Source organism: Afipia massiliensis, from assembly GCF_001006325.2.
GTDB classification, from domain to species: Bacteria; Pseudomonadota; Alphaproteobacteria; order Rhizobiales; family Xanthobacteraceae; genus Afipia; species Afipia massiliensis_A.
This window is the reverse complement of record NZ_LBIA02000001.1, coordinates 3,791,521-3,803,867: the sequence shown is the minus strand read 5'-3', so window position 1 is coordinate 3,803,867 and position 12,347 is coordinate 3,791,521. Positions and strand designations below refer to the sequence as shown.

The 12,347-nt window shown below is 61.8% G+C and carries 11 protein-coding genes; 3 read left to right on the top strand and 8 right to left on the bottom strand.

The features are described from left to right. Both YH63_RS18405 and YH63_RS18400 read left to right on the top strand, forming a co-directional pair. A complete protein-coding gene (locus YH63_RS18405; protein ID WP_046826352.1) occupies window positions 1-1,230 on the top strand; it encodes an SAM-dependent methyltransferase in 1,230 nt (409 codons plus the stop codon). 133 nt (window positions 1,231-1,363) lie between these two features. Beyond that, window positions 1,364-2,404: a cysteine synthase A gene (locus YH63_RS18400; protein WP_046826353.1), complete on the top strand. Its 1,041-nt coding sequence runs from the start codon at window positions 1,364-1,366 to the stop codon at window positions 2,402-2,404. 92 nt (window positions 2,405-2,496) lie between these two features. Here the strand turns inward: YH63_RS18400 and YH63_RS18395 are convergent, their stop codons facing one another. The 4 genes from YH63_RS18395 to YH63_RS18380 are packed head-to-tail and all read right to left on the bottom strand — an operon-like array spanning window position 2,497 to window position 7,035. Next, complete coding sequence (locus tag YH63_RS18395; protein ID WP_046826354.1) at window positions 2,497-3,237, bottom strand: amino acid ABC transporter ATP-binding protein; 741 nt, start codon at window positions 3,235-3,237, stop codon at window positions 2,497-2,499. Between the two features lie 9 nt (window positions 3,238-3,246). Further along, a complete protein-coding gene (locus YH63_RS18390) occupies window positions 3,247-4,773 on the bottom strand; it encodes an amino acid ABC transporter permease (protein WP_046826355.1) in 1,527 nt (508 codons plus the stop codon). Next, window positions 4,770-5,975 carry an amino acid ABC transporter permease gene (locus tag YH63_RS18385; RefSeq protein WP_046826356.1) on the bottom strand — a complete coding sequence of 402 codons (1,206 nt, stop codon included), beginning with the start codon at window positions 5,973-5,975 and terminating at the stop codon, window positions 4,770-4,772. Before YH63_RS18385 ends, YH63_RS18390 begins: the two co-directional genes overlap by 4 nt. Before the next feature lie 19 nt (window positions 5,976-5,994). Further along, window positions 5,995-7,035, bottom strand: a complete 1,041-nt coding sequence (locus YH63_RS18380) for an amino acid ABC transporter substrate-binding protein (protein ID WP_046826357.1) — start codon at window positions 7,033-7,035, stop codon at window positions 5,995-5,997. Window positions 7,036-7,282: 247 nt separating this feature from the next. Here YH63_RS18380 and metC point away from each other — a divergent pair, with 247 nt between their 5' ends. Continuing rightward, window positions 7,283-8,479 carry a cystathionine beta-lyase gene (gene metC / locus YH63_RS18375; protein ID WP_046826358.1) on the top strand — a complete coding sequence of 399 codons (1,197 nt, stop codon included), beginning with the start codon at window positions 7,283-7,285 and terminating at the stop codon, window positions 8,477-8,479. A gap of 91 nt (window positions 8,480-8,570) precedes the next feature. Here the strand turns inward: metC and YH63_RS18370 are convergent, their stop codons facing one another. The 4 genes from YH63_RS18370 to YH63_RS18355 all read right to left on the bottom strand — a co-directional run bounded on the left by YH63_RS18370 (window position 8,571) and on the right by YH63_RS18355 (window position 12,321). Then, complete coding sequence (locus tag YH63_RS18370; protein ID WP_046826359.1) at window positions 8,571-8,909, bottom strand: lipid-A-disaccharide synthase N-terminal domain-containing protein; 339 nt, start codon at window positions 8,907-8,909, stop codon at window positions 8,571-8,573. Further along, window positions 8,909-9,664 carry a glycosyltransferase family 2 protein gene (locus YH63_RS18365; RefSeq protein ID WP_046826360.1) on the bottom strand — a complete coding sequence of 252 codons (756 nt, stop codon included), beginning with the start codon at window positions 9,662-9,664 and terminating at the stop codon, window positions 8,909-8,911. Before YH63_RS18365 ends, YH63_RS18370 begins: the two co-directional genes overlap by 1 nt. Window positions 9,665-9,728: 64 nt before the next feature. Next, a complete protein-coding gene (locus YH63_RS18360; protein ID WP_046826361.1) occupies window positions 9,729-10,574 on the bottom strand; it encodes a phosphatase PAP2 family protein in 846 nt (281 codons plus the stop codon). A 1-nt stretch (window position 10,575) separates the two neighbouring features. After that, window positions 10,576-12,321, bottom strand: a complete 1,746-nt coding sequence (locus YH63_RS18355; RefSeq protein WP_046829410.1) for an ArnT family glycosyltransferase — start codon at window positions 12,319-12,321, stop codon at window positions 10,576-10,578. Between the last annotated feature and the right edge of the window lie 26 nt (window positions 12,322-12,347).

Here is a 12,347-nt window from a genome sequence, read left to right as displayed (position 1 = left end):
ATGTCTGACCTGATCACCCTGACCCCCGACAACGTCGAGGCGGTTTTGCCTGACGTGCCCAAACTGGTCCAATTCGCACTCACGTTCGCATCCAATCTCCGGCGCGGGACGCTCGACATCACCCTGCCTGATGGCCGCGTGGTGCGCTGCGGCGGACTTGAGCCCGGCCCCGCCGCGCAGATGACGGTCTACAACTACGGCTTTGCATGGCGGCTTGCCCGCGGCGGCGACATCGGCATTGCCGAATCCTATCTGCGCCGCGAATGGGACACGCCCAACCTGACGCAGTTCCTTTATATTTTCTGCGTCAATCACGATCTGATCCAGACCATGCTCGGCGACAAACCGATTGCGCGGTTCGTGCAGTCGGTTCGTCACTGGTTCAACCGCAACACCAAGCGTCAGGCGCGCCGCAACATCTACGCGCATTACGACATCGGCAACTCGTTCTACTCGGCATGGCTCGACCCGAGCATGACCTATTCATCCGCGCTGTTCGAGGACGGCACCGACGACCTCACCGCCGCGCAGCACAACAAGTACCGGCGCCTTGCGGAGGCGATCAACCTGCAGCCCGGACAGAAGGTTCTTGAGATCGGCTGCGGCTGGGGCGGCTTCGCGGAGTATGCCGCCAAGAATTACGACGTAAAGGTCGTCGGGCTCACCATCAGCACCGAGCAGCGCGACTTCGCGCAGAAGCGGATGCAGGCTGCGGGACTGAACGACAAGGTCGAGATCAGGTTTCAGGACTACCGCGACGAGCGCGGGCAATATGACCGCATTGCCTCCATCGAAATGATCGAGGCCGTCGGCGAGCAATTCTGGCCGCAGTACTTCACCCAGCTTCGCGATCGCCTCGTCCCCGGCGGCTTCGCGGGGATTCAGGCGATCACCATTCAGGACAAGTTCTTCAGCGCCTATCGGCGCGAGGTTGATTTCATCCAGCGCTACGTTTTTCCCGGCGGCATGCTGCCCTCGCCGCAGGTGCTGAAATCGCTCGGCGAGAAGTTCGGTGTTCCTGTTATCCGCGAGCGCATTTTTGGAGAAGATTATGCCAAGACGCTTGCGACATGGAGAGACAACTTCCGCGCAGCGTGGCCGAACCTGATGCCGCTCGGATTCGACGAGCGCTTCCGGCGGCTGTGGGAATACTACCTCGCCTATTGCGAGGCAGGATTCCTGTCCGGCAACATCGACGTTCGTCAGGTGGTGTTCGCCAAATCGGGTTAACCAAGGCCGAAACACAGCAGATCACGCCTGCACGCGCTGCCCTTGTCGGAACGGCAGGTGGCCTCTAGGTTGTGAGCATAAGCTCATCCTTCCTTTGCCTCCTGACACAGCCGGTCCCAGGTCCTTCAATATCATGCACATTCGCAAAGACGTCATCGACGCTATCGGCAACACTCCGCTCATCAAGCTGAAACGCGCTTCCGAAGAGACCGGTTGCACCATCCTTGGCAAAGCCGAGTTCATGAACCCGGGACAGTCGGTCAAGGACCGCGCCGGAAAGCAGATGATCCTCGAAGCGGAGAAGCGCGGCGAACTCAGGCCCGGCGGCCTTGTCGTTGAGAGCACCGCCGGCAACACCGGCATCGGCCTCGCCCTCGTCGCCGCCGCGCGCGGTTACCGCACCATCATCGTGATCCCGGAAACGCAAAGCCAGGAAAAGAAGGACGTGCTGCGGCTGTTCGGCGCCGAACTGGTCGAAGTGCCGGCGCTGCCCTACAGCAATCCGGACAATTACCAGCACATCGGCCGCCGGCTCGCGGATGAACTACGCAAGACCGAGAAGAACGGCGTGATCTTCGCCGACCAGTGGAACAACCTCGACAATCGCAAGGCGCACTACGTTTCGACCGGCCCCGAAATCTGGGACCAGACCAACGGCAAGGTCGACGGCTTCATTTGCTCCATCGGCAGCGGTGGCACGCTCGCCGGAACGGCCACTTTCCTGCGCGAAAAGAAGCAAGACATCATGATCGGCGTGGCCGATCCGCGCGGCGCAGCAATGTACAACTACTTCGATCACGGCGAGGTCAAATCGACCGAGGGCGGCTCGGTGACCGAAGGCATCGGCCTCGGTCGCGTCACCGCGATCATCGAGGACGTCAAGGTCGACAAGGCCTATTTGATCGAAGACGCGGAAGCCGTGCCGATCGTGTTCGACCTTCTCGAACATGAGGGTATCTGCGTGGGCGGCTCCTCCGGCATCAATATCGCAGGCGCAATTCGTCTCGCGAAAGACCTTGGCCCCGGCCACACCATCGTGACCGTCCTTGCCGACTACGGCACCCGCTACCAGTCGAAGCTGTTCAATCCGGACTTTCTGCGCTCGAAGAATCTGCCGGTGCCGGCCTGGCTTGAGCGGAAGAGCACGATCAAACCGCCGTTCGAGAAGGTGTGAATTCTTCGTCATTGCGAGCGAAGCGAAGCAATCCAGAACATAAGAAAGAACTGGATTGCGTCGTCGCAAGTGCTCCTCGCAATGACGAGGGGCTACCGCAAAATCTGACTGAGAAACAACTTCGTCCGTGCGTGCTGCGGGTTCGAGAAGAACCTGTCGGGCGTATTCGCTTCGACAATCTGACCGGCATCCATGAACACGACGCGGTCCGCGACCTCGCGGGCGAAGCCCATCTCATGGGTGACCACCAGCATGGTCATGCCCTCCCTGGCGAGATCGACCATGGTGTCGAGCACTTCCTTGACCATTTCAGGGTCGAGCGCGGACGTCGGCTCGTCGAACAGCATCACCTTGGGATTCATCGTCAGCGCACGCGCAATCGCCACGCGCTGCTGCTGACCACCTGAAATCTGGCCGGGATACTTGTTGGCCTTGTCGGGTATCCGGACGCGCTCGAGGTATTTCATCGCCGCGGCTTCAGCATCCTTCTTCGGAATATTGCGCACCCAGATCGGCGCCAGCGTGCAGTTTTCCAGCACGGTCAGATGCGGAAACAGGTTGAAGCTCTGAAACACCATGCCGACCTCGCGGCGCACGTCATCGACGCGGCGCAGGTTCGGACCAAGCTCGATGCCATCGATGACGATGCGGCCTTCCTGAAATTCCTCCAGCGCATTGACGCAGCGGATCAACGTCGATTTGCCGGAGCCCGACGGTCCGCAGACCACGATGCGTTCACCGCGGCCGACGGCCATGTCGATGTCGCGCAGCACATGGAAGTCGCCGAACCACTTGTTAAGGCCCGAGATACTGACAATGGGATCTGCGGTCATGATTTCATCTCAGACATTCTTGTGAACGTTCAAGCGGCGTTCCACGAACAGCGAATAGCGCGACATTCCAAAGCAGAACACGAAATAGATCATGCCGGTGAAGGCAAAGCCGGTGAACAATGTCGATGGCGTCGCCCAGTTCGGATCGGCGAAAGACGCGCGCAACTGTCCGAGCAGGTCGAAGATCGCCACGATCAGCACCAGCGTCGTGTCCTTGAACAGCGCGATGAAACTGTTGACAAGAGCCGGAATGACATTCCGCAACGCCTGCGGCATCACGATAAGCCCGGTGGTTTTCCAGTACGACAATCCGAGCGCATTCGCCGCTTCCGGCTGTCCGCGTGGAACGGCCTGCAAACCGCCGCGAATGACCTCGGCATTATACGCGCCGGCGAACAGCGCGATGCCGATCAGCACGCGCACCAGACCATCGACGGTAAAGTTGCCCGGCAGAAACAGCGGCAGCATGTAGGTGGCGAAGAACAGCACCGTGATCAGCGGCACGCCGCGCCAGAATTCAATGAAGGCGATCGAGAATACGCGGATCAGCGGAATGGTCGAACGGCGGCCAAGCGCCAGCACGATGCCGACCGGCATCGACGCGACGATGCCGGTGACCGACACCACGAGCGTCACAAGGAGACCGCCCCACGACCGTGTATCGACAATCGGCAGGCCGCCCTGATCGAGACGCATCACCTTGATGACGATGGCAATGCCGACAAAGATCGCAATGCTGCGAAACAGTCCCCGCCAGCCGTTGCGGAATCCGCCGGTGAAGAAAAATACAAACAGCGATACGATGACAGCGGTTGCCGTCAAATCCGCCCACAGCGGCGAATGGAATCGCTCGGTGTAATCGCGCAGCCACTCCAGCGGCCACACCAGCCAGCCGAGCCCCTCGCCGAGCCACGCCAGCGCCTTTCCAAGCAATGCGACCGGCTGGCTGAGCCAGCCGCGACTGATCGTTGCTCCCGCGCCCGCGAGCTGGTTACCCGCGTCCACAAGGCTGGACGCGAATCCCGATCCAAGATCGGCGACCCAGTGCACGGCAAAACCTTTCAGGCCGCCGCCGCGCAGCAGAAAGAAACCGATCACAGGATACGCTGCGAAGAACAGTCCGGAGTTGAGGGCTTTGGCAGGTGCGCGCGGGATCAGCAGCGGCAGAAGCAGTAGCGCGCCGAGCGCGAACGTGAGATTGACCCGCCAGCGTTCCTCCGCCGGATAGAAGCCGTAGATGAACTGGTCGAGTTTTGCTTGAATGTATGGCCAGCATGCCCCGACCACGCGACCTACGTTCGACTCAAGGCAGGCGTTGCGATCGCTGCCCTGCCACACCGCATCGACCAGCAGGAACTTCACGACAGGCACAAGGATCAGCCACAGCAGCACAGCTCCGATGAGCGTCATCGCGATGTTGAGCGGTGAATTGAACAGCCGTTCGCGCGCAAAGCCGATCAGGCCCGTGGTCCTGACGGGAGCGCGGCGCGCTTCGACGATATTCTGCCGGACAAATGAGGTGGCCTGCTCGGTCATGCGGCAAGGCTCCGGTTCAGACGCCAGCCGTAAAAACTCATGATCGCGCTCGTGACCAGCGAGATCAGCAGATAGACGCCCATGGTCAGCGCGATGATCTCGACCGCCTGCCCGGTCTGGCTCAGGGCCGTTCCAGCAAACACGGAGAACAGATCGGGATAACCGATCGCAACCGCGAGCGACGAATTCTTGGTGAGGTTGAGGTACTGGTTGGTCAGCGGCGGCAGGATCACGCGCATCGCCTGCGGAATGATGACCAGCCGTAGCGTTTCACCGCGCGACAGACCGAGCGACGCGCCAGCCTCCATCTGCCCCTTGGGAACCGATTGTAGCCCCGCGCGGACGATTTCAGCGATGAACGCGGCGGTGTAGGTCGACAGTGCGATGGTCAGGGCCGCGAATTCCGGCAAAACCTTCGCGCCACCGACGAAGTTGAAGCCCCTCAACTGCGGCATGTCGAAGGTGACAGGCGCGCCGAACATCGCGATGGCCAGCGCGGGCAACCCGATCAGCATGGCCAGCACGAACGGCCAGATCGTGAGCTTCTCTCCGGCGACGAACAACTGGCGACGTGCGTAGGCGCGCATCGCAAGCGATGCGACGATCCCGATCGCAATGGCCACGACGAACACGCCGAACGGTTGCTGCGGGACAGGATCGGGAACGATCAGTCCGCGATTGCTCAGAAACACAGTGCCGAACAGCGAAATGCTCTGGCGAGGACTGGGCAGCGTCGCCAGCACGGCCAGGTACCAGAACAGAATCTGGAACAGCAGCGGTAGATTGCGGATCAGTTCGACATAGCCGCCGGCGATCCGCGCCAGCAACCAGTTCGGCGACAGGCGTCCCAGCGCGACGAGCACGCCGATGATCGTCGCGATCACGATGCCGACGATGGACACCAGCAGCGTGTTCAGCAGACCGACAACGAAAACGCGTGCGTAGGAATCGCTTTCGGTAAACGGGATCAGCGCCTGACTGACCGCGAATCCCGCCGTGTTGGACATAAATCCGAAGCCGGACGCGATTCGCTGGGTCTGAAGATTGGCCCTTGCATTATCGACGATTTCGTAACCGACCCAGACGACGAGCGCGACGAACAGGATCTGTACGACCACACCGCTCCACCCCGCCTGGCCACCCAGCGCACGGCGAAGCCGTGCGACCAGTTGCAGCGGGGGCTTGCGGGGCTCATTGGCCATTCGCCGCGTCCGGCGACGCTTAGCGAATGGGCGGCGCGTACTGCAGCCCGCCCTGATTCCAGAGCTTGTTCAATCCGCGCGCGATGTTGAGCTTCGAACCGGCGCCAACATTGCGATCGAAGGATTCACCGTAGTTGCCCGTCGCCTTGATGATGCGCGTGACCCAATCCTTCGTCAGGCCGAGTTGCTCGCCGAGGTTGCCGTCGGTGCCGAACATCCGCTTCAGTTCGGGCTTGCTCGACTTCGCCATCTCGTCGACGTTCTTCTGCGTGATGGCATATTCCTCCGCATTGATCATCGCGAACAACGTCCACTTCACGATATCGAACCACTGGTCGTCGCCGTGACGCACGACGGGACCGAGCGGTTCCTTGGAAATTACTTCCGGGAGAACGGCGTGATCGTTCGGCGCGGCGACCTTGAGACGCTCGGCATACAGTTGCGAGACGTCGGACGTGAACACATCGCAACGGCCCGACTCATAAGCCTTCAATGTCTCGTCCGCGGTGCCGAACGCGATCAGCTCGTACTTCATGTTGTTGCCCTTGAAGTAATCCGAGGTGTTCTGTTCGTTCGTCGTGCCGGTCTGAACGCAGATCGACGCGCCGTTCAGTTCCAGCGCCGAATTGACCTTGAGCGACTTGCGGATCATGAAGCCCTGCCCGTCGTAATAGGAAATGCCGGTGTAGTTCAGGCCCAGCGAGGTGTCGCGCGACAGGGTCCAGGTCGAATTACGCGAGAGCACATCGATTTCGCCCGACTGGAGGGCCGTGAAGCGATCCTTCGCCGACAGCGGCACGAATTTCACCTTGCTCGGATCGTTGAAGATCGCCGCCGCGAGGGCGCGGCAGACATCGACATCGAGGCCTGTCCAGTTGCCCTTGTCATCGGGTGCCGAGAAACCGGGCAATCCCTGGCTGACGCCACAGGACAGAGTGCCCCGGTCCTTCACGCCCTGCAGCGTTCCCCGGTCCTTGGGCTTGTCCTGCGTCTGGGCAAGGGCGGACTGGACGGCAAATGCCGAGACAATTGAAATAAGAGCGAGAGATACCCGTTTCATAGAAAGACCTTTCCCGATAGTTCGGCACTGGCGACGACAACGTCGCGCGGGGCTAAACGATCCTGCTGATGTGTACAGACCCAGCTAAATATCTGGTCTGCATAACAGAACGCCGCGCGTGACGTGTCAAGGGGTTGACGTCGGCCATCACGGTCAGCTTACTGAGCATACCATTCATAGGCAGCGGCGGCGTATTGGTCATGTCGGGCAACGCTGCGGCAAGATGTCTTCCACAAGTGATCCTCACATGAATTCCCGAAAAGACGACCGATCTTCCGCACCGCTCGATCCACAGACAGAGCTGGTGACCTCCGGTCGCGACACCCTTGCGCAAAAGGGTTTCATCAATCCGCCCATCGTGCGCGGTTCAACGGTGCTCTATCCGACCGCCGAAGATCTCCACGCGCATCGCGGAGAGTATCAGTACGGCCGGCACGGTACGCCGACCACCAAGGCGCTCCAGCAGGCCCTTATGGCCCTCGAAGGCCCGAACTGCGCCGGCGTAGGACTGGCGCCGTCCGGCGTGGCTGCGATTTCCACAGCGTTGTTGGCGATTCTCAAGGCCGGCGATCACTTGCTCGTCATCGACAGCGCATATCGTCCCACCCGGAATTTCTGCGACGCCCTGCTCAAGCGCTATGGCATCGAAACCACCTATTTCGATCCGCTGATCGGAGCCGGGATCGAAAAGCTGTTCAAGCCGAACACCCGGGCCGTCCTGGTCGAAGCGCCCGGATCGCAGTCGTTCGAGATGCCGGACATACCGGCCATTGCCGCCGTCGCTCATGCCAAGGGCGCACTGGTCGTCGACGACAACACCTGGGCCACGCCGCTGTTTCACCGCTCGCTCGATCAGGGCGTCGACATCAGCATTCAGGCGGGGACAAAATATATCGGCGGGCATTCCGACATCATGTTCGGGACCATTTCCGCCAACGCGAAAACGTGGCCTTCGATCACCGAAGCGATCCGTCTGCTCGGCGTCTGCGCCGGACCTGACGATGTGTTTCTTGCCTTGCGCGGGCTCCGGACATTGGCCGTGCGCCTTGCCCATCACCAGCAGGCCGGTCTCGACATGGCGCGCTGGTTCGCTACTCGTCCCGAGGTTCAGCGGGTGATCCATCCCGCGCTGGAAAGCGATCCGGGGCATGCGATCTGGAAGCGTGACTTCACCGGCGCCACGGGGCTGTTCAGCATCGTGCTGAAACCTGCGTCGAAGCAGGCGGTCGATGCGTTTCTCGACACGGTCACGCTGTTCGGTATGGGCTATTCGTGGGGCGGCTTCGAGAGCCTCGTCATCCCGTTCGACTGCTCGTCATATCGAACGGCAACGACATGGAATCCGGGCGGTCCCACCCTGCGCTTCCACATCGGTCTTGAAAATCTGGATGACCTGAAAGCCGATCTGGCGCGCGGCTTCGACGCATTCAACGCGGCGAAGTGATCTTACCTTTCGTCATTGCGAGCGTAGCGAAGCAATCCAAAATTTTCTCAAGAGTGGATTGCTTCGTCGCTGGCGCTCCTCGCAATGACGCTTAGGTCTTCTCGACCTTCGAGCCTGTGCCCCGGCTTTTGATGATCAGCATGATGTTGCGGATGTAGATGATCGTCGCCAGCGACTGGCCGAGAATGATCACGGGCTCGCGCTTGGCGACGCCGTAGATCAGCGTCATCAATCCGCCGGCCATCGAGAAGAACCAGAACGCCATCGGCACCACGCTCTGGCCTGCGCGCTCGCTCGAAATCCACTGCACCAGAAAACGCGCCGTGAACAGCAACTGCGCGACGAGCCCGAACGCGAGCCAGAAGTCGAATTTCGCGACGAACACATCGTAGAGATAGTTGCCAAGATCCTGACCGAACTGAATCAGCATCAGCTCACCTCCGTCGCGACCGGCGTGGATTTCTTGCGGCGGATCAGCCACCACACGCCTGCGAGATCCATGATCCCGATCCAGAGCCGGTCAAAGAAGCCGTAGTTCGAGACGCCTGAGTGGCGCGGACGATCGATCACATCGACATAGACGATGTCATACCCTTCCCGCCGCACCAGCGCCGGCAGAAAGCGATGCAGACCATCGAAATATGGCAGCGCGAGGAATACGTCGCGGCGAAGCGCCTTCAATCCGCATCCGGTGTCGCGGGTGCCATCATGCAGGATTGCGTTTCGCACGCCGTTGGCCGTGCGCGACTGAAATTTCTTGAAGCCGGTATCCTTGCGGCCGACACGCTGACCTGCTGCCAGGCCGACCTTGTCGCCGCCCTTCTCGATCGCTTCGATCAAATCCGGAAGGAACGCGGGATTGTTCTGACCGTCGCCGTCGAGCGTGGCGACAATCCGGCCGCGCGCCGCGCGAATCCCGGTCCGCACGGCGGCGGATTGCCCGCTGGAGGCCGCATGGCGGATCTGGCGTAAATTGTTCCGCTTCTGCATTTCGGCGGCAAGCCGCTCGCCGGTCGCATCGGTCGATCCGTCGTTAACGTAGATGATCTCATAGGCCCAGCGGCCATCGAGCGCCGCCGCGATCTCGGCGATCAGCGGCGCGACGTTGTCCTGCTCGTTGCGGACAGGAACCACAATCGATACGTCGGGGGCCGGCAGGCCGGGGTTTGTCTGGTGCTCGCTCATGTCCCGATGGGTCCAAATGCCCAGAAATGCGTGTAAAAACACGCACCGGGCGGGCGACCGCTTCTTATGGTGCCAACGCCTGTCGGGCAACCCTTTTCAGGGAGGCCCCGGACGGCCCCGCGAGGGGCTCAATGGAGCCGTCCCGGCCGATCGAGAACCCGAGGCGGCGGGCCGCGAACCAGTAGCGGACGAACATCGCGCAGACCACGCCGGTCAAGGCGCCGCCGACGACATCGCTTGGATGATGGGCAAGCAGGATGACCCGGCTGATGCAGATCAGCACCGCATAGACCAGCATAACGAGCGTCGTTTTTCGCCATACCGCGGAGACCGCAAAGGCCAGCGCAAACGCCGTGGTCGCATGGCCGGACGGCAGGCTCTCAAACGCCGGGTTTCCAGCGAAGTGGCTAAAATAGAAAGCATTGGCCTCGCCGCCGACGAACGGCCGGCTCCTGCCGATGATGTATTTGAGGAATTCGGCGCACAAAACGGCGGTCAGCACCGAGAAGAAAATGTACTGAACGCGCACGCCGAATGCGATCAGAGCCTGCCGCGATATGCCGGCCAATCGCGGCAGCATTAGCAAGATGACGATGAGCCCGCCCGCCAGCGCCCACAGCACGTAGGTCGACTTCCCAAGCTCGGTGAACCAACGCAACGGCCAGAGGCTGGCTGTCCCCCGCGCCGGCATCAGCTTGATGGTCGCGACGTCGGCGGCGACCATCAGAATTCCGATGGTGAATGCCGTCAGCACCGCGAGGCCCAGCCATCGCCGGGCGAGCGCGCGGCGCGCTTCGGCACACCTCGAATGGGAGGGCGCGCGCACGAGGCGCGTGACCGACTGCCACGCCACCAAACCGACGTCCGTCACGTAATTGCGCGGATGGCTGCCGCTGATGTCGGTCGCCATCCTATCGGGTCCCTTCCGAGCGGAACACAGCGATCGAAATCGCCCGGCCCTGCGAGAAGTTATAGCCGTCGATGCGCGTGGCCACGTTGTAGCGCAGGCCGACCGTTTCGGCCCGTTGCGCAAAGGCCCGCTCCTCGCGCCACTCGACCAGCGCAAAACGACAGCTTCCCTGCAAAAGGAAATCGGCGGCGCCAGAGCCGTTGGTCAGCACCGTCGATGTGCCGACCATGAACACAAGGCTCGGTTCGTGGAAGCCCGCCGCTGCGGCTGCCGGACCGACGCATTCGACGTTGCGCAATGCGCGCGCGACCTGGACGCTCGGGAACAGCGGCGCGAGCGACGGCACGACAACGCCGTAAATGCAGACGGCCAGAAACCACGCCGCGCCGATCGCATTCAACAGCGAGCGCTCGGCGCGCTGATCGTCGTACATCCACCATGCGAAAAGCCCGAAGATCAGCGCACCGGCCGCGAACGGCCACGCCAGGAATTCCGGTTGCCGCAACAGCGTCATCGCGCCGATGATCGACGCAACGGTGATGACCAGCGGCAACACGAACCACCACGCCGAGCCGCGTACGATCCATGGGGTGCGCGACAGGACTTTTCGCTCGAGCGCGCCGACGATCAGGATGGCGATGGCCGGATAGAGCGGCAGCACATAGTGCGGCAGCTTGGTGATGACGAGTTCGAAAATGATCCACGCCGGCAGAAGCCAGGCGAGCAGGAACTGCGCACCGGGCTCGCGGCGTGCGCGCCAGACCGCCGGCGTCGCCATGCCCGCCATCGCCGCGCCCGGCCAGAACGTCACCCAGAACAGCACGAAGTAAAGTCCCGGCGGCGCGCCGTGCGTCTCCTGCGGACTGGCGACCTTGCTGAGCATGTCGCGGCCGAGTGAATCGGCAAAGAACGTATCGCCCGCCTTGAGGAAGATCATGATGAACCACGGCAGCACCAGCACGAGGGTCCACATCAATCCCCAGACCGGGCGCAAACGCCACAGCCACGCCGCCGAGCGATCGAGGATCGCCAGGGTCACCACCGTCAGCGCCACGAACATCAGGATCAGCGGACCCTTCAGCAAAATGCCGCCGGCCAGCGCCGTCCAGAAAATCGCGGCCCATCTCCACGGCTGCGGCCCGTCGTCCCCGCGCTGCCAAGAGAGATAGGCACGCGCCATCGCGCCCATCACGGCCGTCGTCGTCAGCAGCAGCATAGCGTCGGTCTTGGCCAGACGCGCTTCGACTCCCAGCAGGATCGAGCTGCACATGATCAGACCGGCAAGCAGCGCGCCGCGGCGTGTCACGAATGCCAGCGCCGTCCAGTATGTCAGCAGCACGGCTCCAATGGCGCCGATCAGCGACGGAACGCGATACAGCCAGATGCGAACCTGCGCGCGCGGCAGACCGAGCTTGGATGCGGTCTCCACAACGGCCGCCTGCGCCCAGTAGATGCCGACCGGCTTTTTGTAGCGCACCTCGTCCTGGAAACGGATGTCGACGAAATCGCCGGTTTCGACCATCTGCTTGGTGGCCTGCGCGAAGCGGGCCTCGTCGCGGTCGACAGGCGGAATGGTGAAGAAGCCGGGTAAGAAAAACAGCAGGCCGACCACGATCAGCAGGAGAACCGCGCGGCCATGGCTGCCGACTGCGAAATCAACGACGCGCACGAGTCCGCTGCCGGGATTCTTCTGTTCCACGGGTTCGCGCGGCGCGCCAAATCTGGGTCTTGGGTAGGTCTCAGCCATCGGTTCCGCATACGCTGAAACCGACA